The following is an 18,148-nucleotide window of genomic DNA, read 5'->3' as shown; positions in this document are numbered from 1 at the left end:
CTACTCCCCCAGTAAAATGCGCCCTGAAGAACAGGGCGTTTCGCCATTGCGGTAGGCGAAATAGAGCTTGCCGCGCGCCTGGTCGTAGCGCAGGGCAAGCGCCAGCCGGTCGCCGGGGCGGGCGAGCTGCTGGAACTTCAGCACCTCCATGCCCCGGAAACGCGACGGCAAATCCATCAATTCACGTGCCAGGCCCAGCGCCCAGTCGATCTGGACGACACCCGGCAGTACCGGCGTGGCCGGAAAGTGCCCGCCGAAATGCGCGAGGTCCGGCGGCACGCGCAGCTCCAGCAGCCAGCCGCCGGCGTCGTCGGGATGCCGCTTCAGGCAGTCCGGGCCGAGCGTGCGTGGCGCCTGCAGCAGGGCGTCGACCTCGGTCTGCGGCAGCTTGCCCTGGGCGTTGCCGGGCAGTTCGAGCAGCAGCCGCCAGCGGCGCGGCAGCGCCAGCGCCTCGCAGTAGCGGCCGAGGTGCTGGCGCAGCGCCTGGATCAGTGCCCGGCGGCCGCCGTTGCGCAGCGCGTGCAAGCCCTCGGCACTGAGCGCCACCAGCGCGCCGAGGTAGGCGCGGTTGTCCTGGATGACGCCGAGCCGCGCTTCGCTGACGAAGGCATGGCCGGCCAGCGCCTGCTCCAGCATCGGCAGCGAGATGCGCTTTTCTTCCAGCTTGACGATGCGGTCGAGGCGGCCGAGCAGGCGGAAGCGGCCATCACTCTGCAGCTCGGCGGCATCGGCGGTCTGTTCGACATGGCCGTTGGGCAGGCAGGGCGAGGCGATGCGCAGCGCGCCCTCGGCATCCTGGCTCAGCTCGACGCCGGCGAAGGGCTGCCAGTAGTCGTCGGCCTGGCGCCAGGCCACGCCGCCGGTCTCCGAGCTGCCGTAGATCTGTGTCGGCGCCTGGCCGAGACGCCGCTCGAGCTGTCGCGCGGCGTCATCCGGCAACGGGCCGCCGGAGGAGAACACCCGGCGCACGGCGCTCAGCGCCGGCCAGTCGAGGTTGTCGCCCATGCGCTTGAGCAGCGCCGGGCTGGCCACCCAGCAGAACGCCGGCCGGACCAGGCTCGCCTGCTGCAGGTCCTCGGGGAACGGCTGTGCCTGGCGCAGGAACGGGCGCCCGGCGCAGAGCGGCCAGAGCACGCGGAACAGCAGGCCGTAGATGTGTTGCGCCGAGACGCTGCCGATCACGCAGGCGCTGCCCAGTTCGGCGCCCCAGAGCGCTTCCAGGGTGGCCACCTCGTTGGCCAGCTGGCGCAGCTGCTTGGCGATCAGCTTGGGCGCCCCGGTGGAGCCCGAGGTGCAGAGCACCAGGCCCTCGAAGTCGAGATCGAGCGCGGCGGCTGGCAGCGGATTTCCTTGCAGATCGGTGATTCGCAGGTCGCCGGCGGCATCGCTGAGCCAGGCGTCGACGTGCTGCGCCAGGCGCTGCCGGCTGGCTGGCCGCAGATCCGCCGGCAGCAGCACGCGCACGCCCGCCCGCCAGGCGCCGAGCAGGGCGATGGCCAGGTCGCCGGCATCGTCCAGGTGCACCGCCAGCCGTGTGATGCGGCGGGCCTGGAGCGCACCGGCGAGCGCCAGGGCGCGTTCGCGCAGCCGGTCGCGGGTCAGTTCGGGCAGGGCCGCGAGCGCGTCGGCGGGCGCTTCGAGCAGCAGCTCCTGCAGCGGCGTCCAGTTCATGCGCGGGCCCTCACGCGCTGGCGCACCAGCCACTCGCCGGCGAACAGCAGGCCCATCAGCAGGTAGGCGATCAGCCCGGTGTAGAGCGTCCACCAGGCCAGCGGCGCCCAGAGCGCGAGGGCGCCGGCGACCACGGCGTTGAAGGCGAAGAAGCCGACCCAGAGCCAGGTCACCTTGCGCGTGTAGCGCACCGCTGCGGGGGACAGCTCCGGCTCCTGCAGGCGCGCCAGGCGCTCGACCACCGGCGTCCCGCTGACCAGGCTGGCAGCGAACAGGCCGAGCAGCGCCAGGCTGATCGCCACCGGATAGCCGCGCAGCAGCGTCGGGTCGTCGGCCAGGCCGAGTGCCAGGCAGAAGCCGAGCGCCGCCAGTGCCGCCCAGCGCCCGCCCGGCGAGCGCACGCCGAGCAGCGCGCGGGCGAGCCAGAGCGCGCCGAGCAGCAGCGCGAATACGCGCGGCGACAGCGCGGCGGCGCCGAAGTAGACGGCGAAGGGGTAGGCGAGGCCGGCGGCCAGCAAGGCCGCGCCGGTCAGGCGGCGCCAGGGCGTCCTGGCCCCGGGGTGGGTTGCGTTCATCTCGGTTCCACGCAGGGCGCCTGCCGACCGGTCCATGCGCCGGGCGGCGGCGGGGCTGCCGGGTTATCGGCGGCTCAGGCCGTTTCTGGATGGGTCAGCCGATGGACGGCTTCGACCACGTCGGACACGGTGCGCACCGACTTGAAATCCTCGGCGGCGATCTTCTTGCCGGTCTGGCGCTTGAGGTGGTCGATCAGGTCGACCGCGTCGATGCTGTCGATCTCCAGGTCTTCGTAGAGGTTGGCGTCCAGGCTGATGCGCTCGGGCTCCAGCTCGAACAGCTCGACCAGCGCCTCGCGCAGGGTCTCGAAAATCTCGTTGCGGCTGTCCATGTTCCCTCCTCAGGCGACCGCGGGCCGGTTGGCCTCGACGAAGGCGGTCAGGCTGTCGACGTTGGCGAAATGCTTGCGGGTGTCCTTGGCCTCGGCGTCGATTCTGATGCCGAAGCGCTTCTGGATCGCCAGGCCGAGCTCCAGCGCGTCCACCGAGTCGAGCCCGAGGCCGTCGCCGAACAGCGGCTCGTCGGCCACGATGTCCTCCGGTGCGATGTCTTCCAGCCCCAGCGCGTCGATGATCAGTTGCTTGATTTCAAGCTGCAGTCGGCTCATCCAGTGCGAGCTCCTTTATGAAGTGTCGGTGCAAATGTTCGTTCAGCTGCCGCGAGGCGATCGGTGCCGTTCCGCGGGCGGCGAAGGCCTGCGGGTCGATGTCTTCGCCGACCCGCAGGTGGAAGTGGAAGCGTCGCGACGGAATGCGGTACCAGGGCTCGGCCTTGGTCAGGGTGGTCGGCGTCACGCTGATCACCACCGGCGTCACCACCTGCGCGCCGCGCAGGGCGATGGCCGCGGCGCCGCGGTGAAAGCGCGGGGGCTCGCCGGGCGTGGTGCGCGTCCCCTCGGGGAAGACGATCAGCGTCTGGCCTTCACGCAGCGCCGCGGCGGCCTCGTCGAGCATGTCGGCGCTGCCGCTGTTGCTGATGTACCGGGCGCCGCGGATCGGGCCGCGGGTGAAGGGGTTGTCCCACAGGCTCTGCTTGACCACGCAGTTGGCGTCGCGGATCAGGCCGATCAGCACCACCACGTCGATCAGCGAGGGATGGTTGGCGATCACCAACTGCCCGGGGCGGCCCAGACGCTCGGCGTGTTCCACCTGATAGGTCATTACGCCGGCGCGGTACATGAACTGCACGAAGCACCAGAACAGACGGCTGACCGTGGCGCGGGCACGCCGGCGGCGGGTCGTGGCGTCGCCGGGCAGCAGCGCCAGCAGCGGGAAGATCAGCAGGCGCAGGCACAGGCCGCCGAGCCCGAACAGCAGGAACGACAGGCCGGTGGCGACCAGGCGCCAGAGCCAGGGGGGGCCGGGGCGGGAATTCAGTGCGTCCGTTGCCAGTTCCATTGGCGGCTCTTCCACGAGTGACGAATCTGAGGATGTTCGAGCGCCAGCGCGCGCACCAGCTCCAGGGCATGCGGCCTGGCGCTCGGCTCGGCGTCTGCGCTGGGTGGCTCCAGGGCCAGCCGCCAGTCCTGCCCCGGGGTCAGCAACAGGGCGACCGCGTAGGGGCAGGGCACGTCGTCGATCCAGGGACCATAGATGGCCGGCGGCTGGTCCTCGGCGACCACCAGCAGCACCGCCGGGGCGCCCTCGGCCAGCAGCATCGCGGCTTCCAGCACCGCATGCTCGAGGCCGTCGCCTTCGCCGGCGAGCGCGGTCATCTCGCTGGGGTCGCCGCGCAGGATCGACCAGAGGCCGATGAAGGCGTTGTGCACCGAGAGGCTGAACTGGGTCGGGGAGAGCGGCTCCTCGCGCGCCAGTTCGGCGAGCAGCGCGTAGTTGCGAGGGGTTTCGCCGTGCCGCGAGACGTACACCAGCGGCATCGGCGGGCGGCCGTCGGCCAGCGGGGCCGCCACGGCGAAGGCCATGCGCGCCAGGCGGCTCAGGCGGCGGCGCTGCATGGCCGGCAGGAAGTCGACGGCGGGCTGGGCGTCGGCCGGCTCCAGCGGCCAGGGGGCCGCGGCCCAGCGTGACCAGGATGCGGGACACTCCAGTCCCGGTGCCCATGCCTGCCACCGCTCGATGTTGAATTCAACCATGCTTGACTCTCAGCGCTCCGGATGAGCCATTCTCAACGGGCGTGACGACGTCCTTGCCCCACAAGCATCCGGCCTGCTGCCAGAAGGTGCCGGCATTATCTAGGCGGTTCTGACGCCAGGCAAACGTTGCCTGAAAAATCCGGACAAGAGGTCATGGCTTTTTGATGGCACTTTTTGTGTAAAGGGTTGTCGAAGTCGGCTTTTTCTTCGGTGGAGGCGGCATGCCTCTGCCGAGAGCCGTAACGCTTTTCGGCACTGGACCAGTGGGGGGCCGACCGGGGGAATGCTTTCAGTCCTTGGCAGGCCTGCCGGCCTGCATCGCCGCGAGGGCGCCTCCCACGGGGTTCGGCATGCACCGGCTGCTGTTGTGGAAGGCCCGCCCCGGGCGACGCTTTTCAGTCCTTGACAGCAGTAGGGTGGGCTTCAGCCCACCAAGAGTGCATCCCTGGCCTGGATTCCGTTCCCCGTCGTGACGGCCCCCGGACCCAGATGCCGGGAGTCGTTCTCTTGGTTACTTTCTCTTGGGCCGGGCGGCGATCCGCAGCTGCACCCATCGTAGGGTGGATAACGCCGCGCAGCGGCTTATCCACGCGTTTGTCTTTCGGAATCGAACCTGGCCATTTGCACCGGCGACCTCTCCCGCGTGGGAAAGGCTTCGCCGTTTCCCCACCCTGCGGCCCATGCCGCCCTCAGGCCGCGATGCCCTGCTGCGCCAGCCAGGCGAGCAGTTGCGGCAGGGGCAGAGCGCCGCTCTGCCGGCCGATTTCCACCCCGTTGCGGAACAGCAGCAGGCTGGGAATCGAGCGGATGCCCAGGCGCGTCGCCAGCTGCGGGTTGGCTTCGCTGTCGAGCTTGGCCAGCCGGCAGCGGCCCTGCAGGCGCGCGGCGGCCTGTTCGAATGTCGGGGCGAACGCGCGGCAGGGGCCGCACCAGCTGGCCCAGACGTCTACCAGCAGGGGCAGGTCGCCCTTGAGCTGGGCGCTGAAGGCCGACTGCTCGAGGGCGAAGGGATGCGCCGGCAGCACTTCGCCCTTGCAGCGCCCGCAGCGCGGGCGATCCTGCAGGCGCTCGGCCGGGATACGGTTGAGGCCCGCGCACTGGGCGCAGGGGACGAGCAGCGGGTCGGTCATGGTCGGGACTCCGTGGGACGACTTTCCCGCAATCTGGCCGTCCGCCCGGCGGATATCAAGCCCGCCCGGTCAGACCGGCGTCAGCGGCCAGAACAGCGGCAGCACCAGGGTGGCCACCAGCCACAGCAGCAGGTTCAGCGGGATGCCGACCTTGAGGAAGTCGGCGAAGCGGTAGCCGCCGGCGTTGTAGACGAAGGTGTTGGTCTGGTAGCCGATCGGCGTGGCGAAGCTGGCGCTGGCGGCGAACATCACCGCGACCACGAAGGCGCGCGGGTCGACGCCGAGCTGCTGGGCCAGGCCGATGGCGATCGGCGTGACCAGCACGGCCACCGCGTTGTTCGACAGCAGCTCGGTCAGCACCGAGGTGAACAGGTAGATGAACGACAGCATGAGCAGCGGCCCGGCCCAGGGCAGCGCGCCCATCGTCTGCTCGACGATCAGCCGGACCAGCCCGACCCGGTCCATGGCGATGCTGATCGCCAGCATGCCGAAGATCAGCGTGAGGATCTTCCAGTCCACCGCCTTGTAGGCGTCCTCGACGTCGAGGCAGCGGGTGGCCAGCACCACTACAGCGCCGATGATCGCCAGGCCCTCGATGGGCATCAGGCCGATTGCCGCCAGCAGCATCACCGCCGCCGCGGAGATCAGGGCGATCGGTGCCTTGTCGCGGCGGTAGGCGCGCTCCTGCACGGTATTCAGGCTGATCAGCTCGCCGTTGTCGGCGAAGCGCTTGATCTGCGCCGGGGTGCCTTCCACCAGCATGACGTCGCCGAACTGCAGCTCGAAGTCGTCGAGGTTGCCCTGGATGCTTTCGTCCTGGCGGTGCACGGCGAGCACGGCGATGCCGTAGCGCGCGGTCAGGTCGAGGTCGCGCATGGGACGGTGGCAGTAACGGGAGTTCCGCCCGACGATGGCCTCGACCAGGATCACGTCGTGGCTGGAGATGGTCTCGAAGGCCTCGTTGCGGTTGAAGGTCAGGTAGCCGCTCTCGCGCAGCTCGACCACGTCCTTGACCTGCCCGTGCAGCACCAGCAGGTCGCCGGCGGCCAGGGTGGTGTCGTGCGCCGGCGCGCTGAACTGGCGGTCCTCGCGAAACAGCTTGAGCACCTGCAGGCCGCTGCCGCCGTTGAGGTTGGCCTCGGCCAGGGTCTTGCCGATCACCGGCGAGTCGTGCGGCACCAGCAGCTCGGTCATGAAAGTGCGGCCCAGGTCCGGGCGCAGCTGCTTGGACAGGGTGTCGCGCTCGGGCAGCAGGCGCTTGCCGACGGTGAGCATGTAGGCCATGCCGGCGGCGGCGAGGATCAGCCCGGCGCCGGTGATCTCGAAGATGCCGAAGGGCGCCAGCCCGGCCTTGCGTGCCACCCCGTCGACGAGGATGTTGGTGGAAGTGCCGATGACGGTGAGTGTGCCGCCGAGGATGGTCGCGTAGGACAGCGGGATCAGCAGCTTGGACGGCTGCGTGCCGGCGCGTTTGGCCAGCGAAATGGCCACCGGCGTGAGGATCGCCACCACCGGTGTGTTGTTGAGGAAGGCCGAGATCGCCAGCGCGGTGACGGTCAGCCCGACCAGCACGCGGGTCGGGCTGGTGCCGACCAGGCCTCCGAGCCAGTTGCCGAGCGCATCGATGCAGCCGGTGCGCTCCAGCGCCGCGGAGATGACGAACATGCAGGCGATGGTGACCGGCGCCGAGTTCGACAGCACGCCGAGCACGTCGGCCGGCTCGAGCAGCTGGGTCGCCAGCAGCACCGCGACGGCGATGCCCGCTACCACGTCGGGGCTCCACTTTTCCCGTACGAAGGAGGCGAGTACCCAGACCAGCAAGGCCGAAAGGAACAGCAAGGGCAGCAGATCGCCGGTCATGGAGCATCCTGATGAGGCAGGCGGTGGAAAATCAGCGAGGCACGATAGTGAGGGCCTCTTAGAGAGTCCAGAATCGTTTAATGCGGTTTCTATTCCAAACGGTTATTAGGCGGACTGTACCGCCAAGCCTGTCCCTGACTGTACTGCGTCATCCGCGTCCGTCCGGGCCAGGCTGTGGTCTGGCGAAACGGGAGGCGGCAATGAGAACACTGGGCATACTCGGCGGCATGAGCTGGGAGTCGACGGCGCTCTACTACCGGCTGCTCAACGAAGGCATCAGACAGCGTTGCGGTGGCCTGCATTCCGCACCGCTGGTCCTGCATTCGGTGGATTTCGCCGCAATCGCCGCGCAGCAGCGGGCGGGCGAGTGGGACGCGGCCGGTCGGCAACTGGCCGCGGCCGCCGGCGGGCTCGAGCGGGCCGGGGCCGGCGCGCTGCTGCTGGCCACCAACACCATGCACAAGGTCGCGCCGACGATCGCCGCCGGCACGCGCATTCCGCTGCTGCACATCGGCGACGCGATCGGTCGGGCGCTGGCCGCCGACGGCTGGCGCCGCGCGCTGCTGCTCGGCACCGGCTTCACCATGCGCGAGGCCTTCCTGCGCGATTACCTGCACCGGCGCCACGGCATCGAGGTCCTGGTGCCGGAGACGAAGGCGCGGGCGGAAATCGACAGGGTGATCTTCCAGGAACTGTGCCTCGGGCGCTTCACCGAGGCGGCGCGCGCCTTCTATCTCGAGGTGCTCGCTCGCGGCCGGAAGGCCGGCGCCGAGGCGGCGATTCTCGGCTGTACCGAGATCGGCCTGCTGCTGGACGGAGCGTCCAGCCCGCTGCCGCTGGTCGACAGCGCCGCCGAGCACGTGCGCATGGGGCTCGACTGGATGCTGGAAGCGGCCGGGGGAAGCTGATCAGGACGAGCAGCTGATTTCCAGGTGCTTGCCCCATTCCGGCGGGCGTTCGGCATAGCGCTGCATGCCCGGCTGTTCGTCGAAGGGGTGCGCCAGCACCCGGTGCAGCTCGCGCACCGGGCCGAAGTTGTCCTGTTCGGCGGCCTCGATCGCCTGCTGGGCGAGGTAGTTGCGCAGGATGTACTTCGGGTTGACCGCATGCATCCGCGCGCGCCGCCCGGCCGGGTCGCCGCCTTCAAGCGCCAGGCGCGCCCGGTAGTCGGCGGCCCAGGCATCGAAGCCGGGAAGATTGACGAAGTCCTCGCGTAGCCGGCGAAGCGCCTCGTCCGCCGGGCTGTCGCCCAGCTCTCGGAAGAAGCGTGTGTAGTCCACCGCGCTGCCCTGCATCAGCCGAAGCAGCCGCTGCACCAGCGTCTTGTCCTCGTCGCGGGCGCTGGCGAAGCCGAGGCGGCGGCGCATCAGGTCCAGCCACTCGGCCTCGTAGATCGGCAGGAACAGTTCCATGCTCGCGCGCAGGGCCTCGACCTGGACCAGCGGGGTGAGCGCCTGGGCGAGCGCGGCCAGGTTCCAGTGGGCGATCGGCACCTGGTTCTCGAAGGCGTAGCGGCCGGTATCGTCCGAGTGATTGCAGATGAAGCGGGCGTCGAAGTCGTCGAGAAAGGCGTAGGGGCCGAAATCGAAGGTGATGCCGAGGATCGACATGTTGTCGGTGTTCATCACCCCGTGGCAGAAGCCGTAGGCCTGCCAGCGCGCGATCATCGCCGCGGTGCGTTCCAGCACCTGGCGGAAGAAGCTGCCGTAGGGCTCCGGGTGTTCCAGGCAGTCCGGGTAGTGCCAGCCGATCACCTGGTCGACGAGCTCGCGCAGGGCGTCGTGCTGGCGGGTGTAGTAGAAGTATTCGAAATGTCCGAAGCGCACGTGGCTCTGCGCCAGGCGGATCAACATGGCGCCGCGCTCCCGCCGCTCGCGGTACACCGACGTGCTCGAGGCGGTGACGCACAGTGCCCGCGAGGTCGGGATGCCGAGCGCGTGCAGGTGCTCGCTGGCGAGGAATTCGCGAATCGACGAACGCAGCACCGCGCGGCCGTCGCCCATGCGCGAATAGGGCGTCGAGCCGGCGCCCTTCAGATGCAGGTCCCAGTGCTCGCCGGCGTCGTTGACCACCTCGCCAAGCAGCAGGCCGCGGCCGTCGCCGAGCCGCGGGTTGTAGACGCCGAACTGGTGGCCGGAGTAGACCATGGCGCGCGGCTCGGCCTCGGCCCAGAGCGCATGGCCGGCACCGATCTGCGCCAGGCGCGGGTCCTCGGCCACGCTCGGGTCGAGGTTCAGCAGTGTCAGCGCCTCGGGGCTGGCCACCACCAGCTTCGGTTCGTCCAGCGGCTGCGGCAGCACCGCCGTGGAGTAGGTGTCGCCGAGGCGGGCGAAGCGGTTGTCGAAACTGAGTTCGTCGAGCGGTTTCACGGGCGGGCTCCGGTGTCGATGGACGAATGCTCCACCAGCTTCGAGCCCGCGTACAGCCGCCCGTTCATCATCCCTGCCGACCGCTGCCGGTATCCGGCGCCTGGGCGGCGGATTGCGCCGGAAGCGGGCCGTCGAGGTGCAGCTCGTGGCCCTTGCCGTCGCGCAGGAATACGTCCACCCGGCGGAAATCGATGATCACCCCATGGCGGATGAATTCGCGGTCGAGGAAGCGGTTGATCTCGTCGGTCGCCGGGTTGCGGTCGCCCAGATCGCGCACGTGGATGCGCAGTTCGTGATCCAGGTTGCTTTCGCCGAAGGCGAGGAAGAAGACCTGCGGCTCCGGATCGCGCAGCACCCGCGAGTTCTCCTCGGCCGCCTGCAGCAGCAGGCGGCGCACCAGCTCCAGGTCCGAACCATAGGCCACGCCGATGCGGATGGTGACGCGGGTGACGGTGTCGCTGAGCGACCAGTTGATCAGCTGGCTGGTGATGAAGGTCTTGTTCGGGACGATGATTTCCTTGTGGTCGAAATCGGTGATGGTGGTCGCGCGGATGCGGATCCGGCTCACCGTCCCCGACAGGTTGCCGATGGTGACCACGTCGCCGATGCGCACCGGGCGTTCGAACAGGATGATCAGGCCGGAGACGAAGTTGGCGAAGATCTCCTGCAGGCCGAAGCCCAGGCCCACCGAGAGCGCGGCCACCAGCCATTGCAGCTTGTCCCAGCTGACCCCGAGGGTCGACAGCGTGGATACCGCGCCGATGGCCACCAGCAGGTAGGACAGCAGGGTGGCGGTGGCGTAGGCGCTACCCTGGGCCAGCCGCAGGCGCGACAGCACCAGCACCTCCAGCAGGCCGGGAAGGTTGCGCGCCAGGGCGACGGTGATGGCGACGATCAGCACCGCGCTGAGCAGGTTGGACAGGCTGATCGCGTCCGTGGTGGTGCCGTCGGCGGCCAGGAACTCGTACAGGGTCACGTTATCCAGGTAGGACACCACCGAGATCAGATCGGACCAGACCCAGTAAAGCGCCGCCAGGAACAGGCCGAACAGCGCCAGCCGGGCCAGGCGCAGCGACTGCTGGTTGACCTGTTCGATGTCCATGGCGTCGTCGACGCCTTCCACGATCTCGCCGCCGTGTTCTTCCTGCGCCTGCCGCCTGGCCAGCATGCGCTGGTAGGCCAGCCTCCGCGCGGCCACCGTCAGGCTGCGCACCACGGTCGCTTCCAGCGCGACCCAGATCATCAGCAGGTAGAGCGTGTCGATCAGGCGGTCGGTCAGCTTCAGCGCGGTGTAGTAGTAGCCGAGGCCGACCACCACGATCAGCGCCAGCGGCAGCAGGGTGAACAGCAGGCCGAGCAGCACGCGCAGCGGCGGCGCGTTCTCGCTCGACGGGCCCTTGCGCAGCAGGCGGAACAGGCTCCAGCCCATCAGCGCGTAGCAGGTGATCACCACGGCGATGCCGAGCACGTCCTCGGCGAGGTTGGCCGGCTGGTGCTCGGCCACCGTGACCACCGCGACCAGCGCCATGACCACCAGGCCGAGGCGGCGCATCTCCTGGCGCAGGAAGGCCACCTGCGGCTTCGACCAGCCGAAGTGCAGCTCCGCCACCCGTCCCGGCGACAGCATGCGGTAGGCGGTATAGAACACCAGCCAGGCCTGGGCCATCTCGTAGAAGGCGGCGCCGAGGCTGTAGTTCTGGCCGCGCGCATCCATCTGCAGGACGTAGCCGCACAGCGCCAGGAACAGGGCGACCGGCAGAGCGAGCGACAGGTTGAGCAGCAGGGCCAGCGGCGTATGCAGCTGGCTGTCGCGGCGGTAGTGGCCGACGTCCTGGCTGAGGGCGCCGAGCTTGCCGTTGATCGCGGGACGGCGCCACAGCAGGGCGGCGATCACCAGCAGCAGCGGCAGGAAGAACAGCGGCCGTTCCAGCAGGCCGTCGGCCAGCTTCTCCAGCGCCGAGGCCCAGGGCATCGCGGTGAGCTGGTTCTCCAGCAGGCGCGGCACGCTCTTGAGCCAGGCCCAGTCCAGCGGCTTGTTGCTGGGAATCCAGAACATCTGCTCCTCGAGCGTTTCGCTGAGGGCATGGGCGCGATCCTGCAGCTGCTTCTGGTTCAACTGCAGGGTGATCGATTCGTTGAGCAGCGCGGTCAGCTCGCCGTTCAGGCGGTCGAGCAGCTCGCTGCGGGCGACCACCAGTTCCAGCAGGGCGCGACGAAGCTCGGGGGTGATGTCCTCGGGCGGCTGGTCGGCCAGCAAGCGCTCGACGTAGGCCTCGGGGGTGCCGCGCCGTTCACGCTCCTGGTTGAGCTCGAACTGGTACAGGCGGATGTCGGCGATCTCGTCCGCCAGGTTGGCGTCCAGGCTGATCTGCGGCAGCGCCTGCTGCTGCTGGTAGAGGATCTTGGACAGCAGCAGGCTGCCCTCCAGGACCGCGATCTGCTCTTCCAGGGTCTGGTCGGCCTGGGTCAGGGCGTCCAGCTGCTGGCGGGTCTGCAGGTTTTCCCGGGTCAGGCGGTTGAGGCGCTCGGTGGCGCGCAGCAGGTAGTCGGAGAGCTTCAGGTTCTCGGCGCTCTGCGCGGCCAGCAGCTTGTCCGAGCTGGCGCTGCGGGCCTTGGCCGACAACTCGGCGACGGTCTTCTCCGACTGCTCCTGGCGCTTGTCGTTGATCAGCGTCTGCAGCGCCAGGGTTTCCTGTTCGGCGCGGCGGATCTTCTCGCTGAGCAGGTCGCGCTGGCTCTTGCCGAGGTCCTGCAGCAGGCTGTTGCCGCTCAGTTCCTGGCGGCGCAGCTCGATCTGCGCCGTGAGCGCGGCGCGCTCGGCGTTGAGCAGTGCGCGCCGCTCGTCGCTGAGCGTCTTGCCGGCCTCACGCCCGCTCTTGAGCAGCGAGCCGATCTCCTGGATGCGCGTCTGGCTGGTGGCAATTTCCGCCTGGGCGCGTTCCGGCCGGGTCTGCGCCGAAATGATCAGGCTGTTGGCAGTGGTCAGGCCCTTCTGCCAGTCGGCGATCTGCGCCATGCGCTCGGTCAGGCGCTGCTCCAGTTCGTCGACGCTCCTGCGCCTGAGCTGGGCGGAGAGGTCCTGCTCGGGCGCGGCCTTGAGCTTGGCCAGCTCGGTTTCGGCCTGGCGGATCTGCTTCGGCGCCTCGTTCAGCTGCCGCTTGAGATCGGCCAGCCCCTGCTCGGCGCTGCGCGCCTGCTCCTGCAGACGCTGGGTCTGGTCGGCGGAGGAGGTCTTCGGCGCGCTGTCCTCCGGGGCGGTGGCCTCGCCGGTGCCGGGCAGGGCCGGTGCGGCCAGCAGGCCGGACAGCGGCAGGGTGAAGGCGAGCAGGCTCGCCGCCAGGAAGGAGCGCAAGGAAGACATTGAGCTGAACGCGGCCTCGAAGCTGAAAATGGCCGCGAGTCTAAGGGGTCTTCGGCAGCAGGGCGAGCCCGCCCGGCGGGCGGTCGCGACCGTACGGCTAGAACATCAGCGACGGGCCCGGTTTCTGGCCGTCGGGGAACTTCAGGCCGACCTTGCGGACCTGGCCTTCCTCCATGGTCGCCACCGTCCAGGTCAGCCCGTTCCAGTCCACCTGATCGCCGACCACCGGTCGCCCGCCGAGGCGCTCGGTGATGAAGGTGCCGAGCGTCTGCTCGCCGCTGACGTCGCCGAGCTTGAGTCCGTAGAGCGCGGCGATGGCGCCGAGATCGGCTTCCGCTTCCAGGATGAAATCACCGAAGAAGCGCAGGTCCTGGGCGCGTCCGGGGGCCTGGCTGAACAGCCTGCCGAGTGCCGGCAGGTCGTACTCGTGGCCGATGACGCAGAGGATGTCGCCGACCTTCAGCCGCGTGCTGCCGGAGGGGTGCAGCAGTTCCTTGCCGCGAAACACGGCGGCGATGCGCGTGCCTTCGGGCATGCGCAACTCGCGCAGCGCCGCGCCGATGCACCAGTTGCCGGGGCTTAGCTTGTAAATGAACAGTTCCCACTGGCTGGTGGTGTGGATCTGTATCCCGGTGCGGGAAATCGGTGAGGGGGCGGGCGGGACCTCGACCTTGGCCTTCTTGGCCGCCCAGGTGAGGGTGGTGCCCTGCAGCAGAAGCGACACCAGGACGATGAAGAAGGCTACGTTGAAGAACAGCTGCGCATGATCCAGGCCGGCGACCAGCGGGAACACCGCGAGGATCACCGGGACCGCGCCGCGCAGGCCGATCCAGGAAATGAAAAGACGCTCGCGCAGATTGAAGCTCCTGAACGGCAGCAGACCGACGAACACCGAGATCGGCCGCGCGAAGAGGATCATCCACAGCGACAGCAGCAGCGCGGGGACCGCGATCGGCAGCAGCTCACTGGGCGTCAGCAGCAGGCCGAGAACGAGGAACATGCCGATCTGGCTGAGCCAGGCCAGGCCGTCGAACATGTGCAGGATGCCGTGGCGGTTGCGGATTGGCCGGTTGCCCAGCAGCAGGCCGCAGACGTAGACGGCAATGATGCCGCTGCCGCCGACCGCGCCCGAGAACGCGTAGATCATGATGCCGCCGCTGACCGCCAGCAGCGGATAGAGGCCGTCGGCCACCGACAGCCGGTTGATCAATTGCAGCAGCAGCCAGCCGCCGCCGAGGCCGAGCACGATGCCGATGCCGAACTGCTGGATCAGGCTGACCAGCACCGTCCAGCTGAAGCTGGTTTCACCGGAGGCGATCATGCCGATCAGAGTGACGGTGAGGAACATGGCCATCGGGTCGTTGCTGCCCGATTCGATTTCCAGGGTTGGCCCGACCCGCTCGTTGAGGCCCTTGCCGTTGAGCAGGTTGAACACCACCGCGGCGTCGGTGGAGCCGACGATGGCGCCGATCAGCAGGCCCTCGATCAGGCGCAGGTCGAACAGCCAGGCGGCGGCCACGCCGGTGAGGCCGGCGGTGATGGCCACGCCGAGGGTGGCCAGCGACATGGAGGGCCAGAGCGCGACCCGGAAGGTGGCCTTGCGCGTGCGCATGCCGCCGTCGAGCAGGATGATCGCCAGCGCCAGGTTGCTGATGAGGAAGGCGAGGCGATAGTCCTCGAAGACGATGCCCCCGATACCGTCCACCCCGGCGAGCATGCCGACGCCGAGAAAGATGACCAGGATCGGCACGCCGAGGCGGGTCGAGAGCGAACTCATGAGGATGCTCATGGCAACCAGCAAACCACCGATCAGAAACAGTTGGTTGATGTTGCTGACGTCCAAATGAGCTCTCCCGCTGGAAGGAAAACCCTGCCGTATGCAGGGGGTGTGCCAGCAGGGATTCTAACCCGAGGGTTTGACGGGCTGTCAAAACAACGCCGCGTGGTTCGCGCGTCGTCGGTCAACCCGTCAGAACCAGTCTTCCTGCATCTCCAGAGCGGTGGCGTCGCGGCGTTCCAGCAGGTCCAGTTCGTGGTGGCAGCCCGGTACCTCCCAGGTCAGGAAGAAGCGCGCGGCCTGCAGCTTGCCCCTGTAGAAGGCCGCATCGGCCGGATTGCCGCGCGCCAGCCCCTGTGCTGCGCGGATCGCCTGTTCCAGCCAGCGCCAGCCGATCACCGTGTGGCCGAACACCTTGAGGTAGAGCGCCGAGTTGGCCAGCGCCAGGTTGACCTTGCCGGCCGCCAGATCGCCGAGCAGACCCTGGCTGATCGGCACCAGCCGGGCCAGCAGCGCTTCCAGCGGCTCGCGCAGCGCCGTCAGCGAATCGAACTCGCGGGCCTGGCGGCAGCTGTCCTGGATCAGCGCCAGCAAATGGCGCAGGCCGCGGCCGCCGTTCTGCGTCAGCTTGCGGCCGAGCAGGTCGAGCGACTGGATGCCATGGGTGCCTTCGTGGATCGGGTTCAGGCGGTTGTCGCGGTAGTACTGCTCCACCGGGTATTCGCGGGTGTAGCCGTGGCCGCCGAGCACCTGGATGGCCAGTTCGTTGGCCTTGAGGCAGAACTCCGAGGGCCAGGACTTGACGATCGGGGTCAGCAGGTCGAGCAGTTCGTGGGCGTTCTGCCGGGTTTCCTCGTCCTCGGCGGTGCGCTGGTCGTCCACCAGGCGCGCGGCATACAGGCCGAGGTCGAAGGCGCCTTCGACGTAGGCCTTCTGCGTCAGCAGCATGCGCTTGACGTCGGTGTGCTGGACGATCGGCACCTGGGCCGAGCTCGGGTCCTTGCCGTCCGGCAGGCGGCCCTGCGGGCGTTCGCGGGCATATTCGAGCGAATAGAGGTAGCCGGCGTAGCCGAGCATGATCGCGCCCATGCCGACGCCGATACGCGCGTCGTTCATCATCTGGAACATGTACGACAGGCCCTTGTGCGGCTCGCCGACGAGGTAGCCGACGCACTGGCCGTTGTCGCCGAAGTTCAGCGCCGTGGAGGTGGTGCCGCGCCAGCCCATCTTGTGGAACAGCCCGGCCAGCAGCACGTCGTTGCGCGGGCCCAGGCTGCCGTCGTCGTTGACCAGGAACTTGGGCACGATGAACAGGCTGATGCCCTTCACCCCCGGCGGGGCGTCCGGCAGCTTGGCCAGCACCATGTGCACGATGTTCTCCGACAGCGGGTGGTCGCCGCCGGAGATGAAGATCTTGTTGCCCTTGAGGCGGTAGCTGCCGTCCCCGGCCGGCTCGGCGCGGGTGCGCAGGTCCGACAGCGAGGAGCCGGCGTGCGGCTCGGTCAGCGCCATGGTGCCGAAGAAGCGGCCCTCGATCATCGGCTGCAGGAAGCGCCGCTTCTGCTCCTCGCTGCCGAACGCCTCGATCAGGTGCGAGGCGCCCATCGACAGCATGGCGTAGGAGGAGGTGCCGACGTTGGCCGCCTGGAAGTGCGCGAAGCAGGCCCGCGCCAGCAGGTTCGGCAGCTGCATGCCGCCGTCCTCGAAGCTGCGCGAAGCATTGAGGAAGCCGGCCTCGATGAAGGCGTCGACCGCGGGCTTGACCTCGGGGATGAGGATGGCTTCACCGTCCTTGTAGACCGGCTCGTTCTCGTCGGCCTTGCGGTTGTGCGGGGTGTAGAACTTCTCGGCGATGCTGCGCGCGGTGGATAGCGCGGCGTCGAAGGTCTCGCGGTTGTGGTCGGCGTAGCGCGGACGCTGGGTCAGCGCCTCGGCGTCCAGCACTTCGTAGAGCTCGAACGCCAGGTTGCGCGAGCTGAGCAGGGTCTCGGACATGGGGGAGCCTCCGTTTCTTGTCTCCCGAGTCTAAGGAGCCGGCTTTTCGGCTGCCTAGCTCCATCCATCCCGCTGATGAAGGGTCAACACGCCTCCGGGCGGCCAGCGGGCGAACCTGCATGCCAGTGCCTGTCCAATCCTGCGTACCCGGTGTCGCCGGGTCGGCCGTGCGACGGAGGAGTTCGGTATGCGCGACGATTCGCTGTCACGACGCAAGGACGACCACCTGGACATCGTGCTGGACCCCACGCGGGCGCACCGCCAGGTGGACACGGGGCTGGAGGCAGTCAGGTTCGCCCACTGCGCGGCGCCGGAGCTGCGCCTGGAGCGTATCGACCTGTCTGCCTCGCTGGTCGGCAAGCGACTGGCGGCGCCGCTGCTGATCAGCGCCATGACCGGTGGCGCCGAGCGCGCCCGGCGCATCAATCACCACCTCGCCGAGGCAGCCGAGGCGCTCGGCATCGGCCTGGCGGTCGGCTCGCAGCGGGTGGCGCTGGAAAGTGGCGCCGACCAGGGCCTGACCACCGAGCTGCGGCGGTTGGCGCCGACCATTCCGCTGCTGGCCAACTTCGGCGCCGCCCAGCTGGCTGCCGGCTATGGTCTCGAACAGGCGCGCCGGGCGGTGGAGATGATCGGCGCGGACGCGCTGGTGATCCACTTCAATCCGCTGCAGGAGGCGGTTCAGCACGGTGGCGACCACGACTGGCGCGGCGTGCTGAAGGCGCTGGAGCGGCTGGCCCGACAGCTGCAGGTGCCGCTGGTCGCCAAGGAAGTCGGCGCCGGGCTGTCGGGGGACATCGCCCGGCGGCTGGTCGAGGCCGGCGTGGCGGTGCTCGACGTGGCCGGCGCCGGCGGCACCAGTTGGGCAGCGGTGGAGGCCGAGCGCGCCGCCGACCCGCAGCAGCGCGCGGTGGCGCTGGCCTTCGTCGGCTGGGGCATTCCCACCGCGCAGGCGATCCGCGAGGTCAGAGCAGCCTGCCCGGACACGCCATTGATCGCCTCCGGCGGCATCCGCGACGGCCTGGACGCGGCCAGGGCGATCCGCCTCGGCGCCGACCTGGTGGGCCAGGCGGCCGGCGTGCTGGGCTGCGCGGTGGAAAGCAGCGAGGCGGTGGTGACGCACTTCCAGGTGCTGATCCAGCAGTTGCGTGTGGCCTGCTTCTGCACCGGCTCGGCGGACCTCGCGGCGCTGGCGCGGGCGCCGCTGGTGGGTTCGTCGACAACGGACGAGACCTGAGTCACACGGCCGGGTGGGTGACCCGGCGCAAATTTTCCGCCTTCGCCATTTGCCTGGGGCGTGCGTGTGCGGCATGGTCT

The 18,148-nt window shown here is 69.0% G+C and carries 14 protein-coding genes; 2 read left to right on the top strand and 12 right to left on the bottom strand.

Going from position 1 to position 18,148, the window contains the following annotated elements; genetic code table 11:
• The 8 genes from H610_RS0102325 to H610_RS0102290 form a co-directional block, all read right to left on the bottom strand.
• Window positions 1-1,671 carry an AMP-binding protein gene (locus H610_RS0102325; protein WP_028238177.1) on the bottom strand — a complete coding sequence of 557 codons (1,671 nt, stop codon included), beginning with the start codon at window positions 1,669-1,671 and terminating at the stop codon, window positions 1-3.
• The gene (locus H610_RS0102320) at window positions 1,668-2,246 is read right to left on the bottom strand and encodes a COG4648 family protein (protein WP_051231438.1); all 579 of its coding nucleotides are present in this window, start codon (window positions 2,244-2,246) and stop codon (window positions 1,668-1,670) included. The genes H610_RS0102325 and H610_RS0102320 overlap by 4 nt, the downstream gene beginning before the upstream one ends.
• A 74-nt stretch (window positions 2,247-2,320) precedes the next feature.
• Window positions 2,321-2,578, bottom strand: coding sequence for an acyl carrier protein (locus tag H610_RS0102315; protein WP_028238175.1), 258 nt, complete (start codon window positions 2,576-2,578; stop codon window positions 2,321-2,323).
• A gap of 9 nt (window positions 2,579-2,587) precedes the next feature.
• Window positions 2,588-2,854 carry a phosphopantetheine-binding protein gene (locus H610_RS0102310; protein WP_028238174.1) on the bottom strand — a complete coding sequence of 89 codons (267 nt, stop codon included), beginning with the start codon at window positions 2,852-2,854 and terminating at the stop codon, window positions 2,588-2,590.
• Window positions 2,835-3,644, bottom strand: a complete 810-nt coding sequence (locus tag H610_RS0102305; protein WP_028238173.1) for a lysophospholipid acyltransferase family protein — start codon at window positions 3,642-3,644, stop codon at window positions 2,835-2,837. The genes H610_RS0102310 and H610_RS0102305 overlap by 20 nt, the downstream gene beginning before the upstream one ends.
• The gene (locus tag H610_RS0102300; protein WP_028238172.1) at window positions 3,620-4,339 is read right to left on the bottom strand and encodes a beta-ketoacyl synthase chain length factor; all 720 of its coding nucleotides are present in this window, start codon (window positions 4,337-4,339) and stop codon (window positions 3,620-3,622) included. Before H610_RS0102300 ends, H610_RS0102305 begins: the two co-directional genes overlap by 25 nt.
• A 689-nt stretch (window positions 4,340-5,028) precedes the next feature.
• Window positions 5,029-5,469, bottom strand: coding sequence for a thioredoxin TrxC (trxC, locus tag H610_RS0102295; RefSeq protein WP_028238171.1), 441 nt, complete (start codon window positions 5,467-5,469; stop codon window positions 5,029-5,031).
• A 69-nt stretch (window positions 5,470-5,538) separates the two neighbouring features.
• Window positions 5,539-7,329: an SLC13 family permease gene (locus tag H610_RS0102290; protein ID WP_028238170.1), complete on the bottom strand. Its 1,791-nt coding sequence runs from the start codon at window positions 7,327-7,329 to the stop codon at window positions 5,539-5,541.
• Between the two features lie 200 nt (window positions 7,330-7,529).
• Here H610_RS0102290 and H610_RS0102285 point away from each other — a divergent pair, with 200 nt between their 5' ends.
• Window positions 7,530-8,237 carry an aspartate/glutamate racemase family protein gene (locus H610_RS0102285; protein WP_028238169.1) on the top strand — a complete coding sequence of 236 codons (708 nt, stop codon included), beginning with the start codon at window positions 7,530-7,532 and terminating at the stop codon, window positions 8,235-8,237.
• Here H610_RS0102285 and selO read toward each other — a convergent pair whose 3' ends face one another.
• The 4 genes from selO to H610_RS0102265 form a co-directional block, all read right to left on the bottom strand.
• Window positions 8,238-9,698, bottom strand: a complete 1,461-nt coding sequence (gene selO / locus H610_RS0102280) for a protein adenylyltransferase SelO (protein ID WP_028238168.1) — start codon at window positions 9,696-9,698, stop codon at window positions 8,238-8,240. It lies immediately after the preceding gene.
• A gap of 67 nt (window positions 9,699-9,765) precedes the next feature.
• Window positions 9,766-13,059, bottom strand: coding sequence for a mechanosensitive channel MscK (gene mscK, locus H610_RS0102275; protein ID WP_028238167.1), 3,294 nt, complete (start codon window positions 13,057-13,059; stop codon window positions 9,766-9,768).
• A gap of 97 nt (window positions 13,060-13,156) precedes the next feature.
• Window positions 13,157-14,902, bottom strand: a complete 1,746-nt coding sequence (locus tag H610_RS0102270; protein WP_028238166.1) for a potassium/proton antiporter — start codon at window positions 14,900-14,902, stop codon at window positions 13,157-13,159.
• 126 nt (window positions 14,903-15,028) lie between these two features.
• Window positions 15,029-16,831: an acyl-CoA dehydrogenase gene (locus H610_RS0102265; protein ID WP_028238165.1), complete on the bottom strand. Its 1,803-nt coding sequence runs from the start codon at window positions 16,829-16,831 to the stop codon at window positions 15,029-15,031.
• 187 nt (window positions 16,832-17,018) lie between these two features.
• On the opposite strand from H610_RS0102265, the gene fni reads away from it, so the two are divergent.
• On the top strand, window positions 17,019-18,068 hold the full coding sequence (gene fni, locus H610_RS0102260; RefSeq protein ID WP_028238164.1) for a type 2 isopentenyl-diphosphate Delta-isomerase: 1,050 nt from the start codon (window positions 17,019-17,021) through the stop codon (window positions 18,066-18,068).
• Window positions 18,069-18,148 lie beyond the last annotated feature (80 nt).

Source organism: Stutzerimonas azotifigens DSM 17556 (genome assembly GCF_000425625.1).
Classification (GTDB): Bacteria; Pseudomonadota; Gammaproteobacteria; order Pseudomonadales; family Pseudomonadaceae; genus Stutzerimonas; species Stutzerimonas azotifigens.
The sequence above is the reverse complement of the archived record's forward strand: the minus strand, read 5'-3'. Positions and strand labels throughout refer to the sequence as shown.

Excerpts from the sequence above, each read along its gene's own strand:
- H610_RS0102305 (WP_028238173.1), bottom strand. The coding sequence starts at position 3,644 with ATGGAACTGGCAACGGACGCACTGAATTCCCGCCCCGGCCCCCCCTGG.
- H610_RS0102290 (WP_028238170.1), bottom strand. The coding sequence starts at position 7,329 with ATGACCGGCGATCTGCTGCCCTTGCTGTTCCTTTCGGCCTTGCTGGTC.
- H610_RS0102310 (WP_028238174.1), bottom strand. The coding sequence starts at position 2,854 with ATGAGCCGACTGCAGCTTGAAATCAAGCAACTGATCATCGACGCGCTG.
- H610_RS0102285 (WP_028238169.1), top strand. The coding sequence starts at position 7,530 with ATGAGAACACTGGGCATACTCGGCGGCATGAGCTGGGAGTCGACGGCG.
- H610_RS0102325 (WP_028238177.1), bottom strand. The coding sequence starts at position 1,671 with ATGAACTGGACGCCGCTGCAGGAGCTGCTGCTCGAAGCGCCCGCCGAC.
- trxC (WP_028238171.1), bottom strand. The coding sequence starts at position 5,469 with ATGACCGACCCGCTGCTCGTCCCCTGCGCCCAGTGCGCGGGCCTCAAC.
- H610_RS0102315 (WP_028238175.1), bottom strand. The coding sequence starts at position 2,578 with ATGGACAGCCGCAACGAGATTTTCGAGACCCTGCGCGAGGCGCTGGTC.
- H610_RS0102320 (WP_051231438.1), bottom strand. The coding sequence starts at position 2,246 with ATGAACGCAACCCACCCCGGGGCCAGGACGCCCTGGCGCCGCCTGACC.
- H610_RS0102265 (WP_028238165.1), bottom strand. The coding sequence starts at position 16,831 with ATGTCCGAGACCCTGCTCAGCTCGCGCAACCTGGCGTTCGAGCTCTAC.
- mscK (WP_028238167.1), bottom strand. The coding sequence starts at position 13,059 with ATGTCTTCCTTGCGCTCCTTCCTGGCGGCGAGCCTGCTCGCCTTCACC.
- H610_RS0102300 (WP_028238172.1), bottom strand. The coding sequence starts at position 4,339 with ATGGTTGAATTCAACATCGAGCGGTGGCAGGCATGGGCACCGGGACTG.
- fni (WP_028238164.1), top strand. The coding sequence starts at position 17,019 with ATGCGCGACGATTCGCTGTCACGACGCAAGGACGACCACCTGGACATC.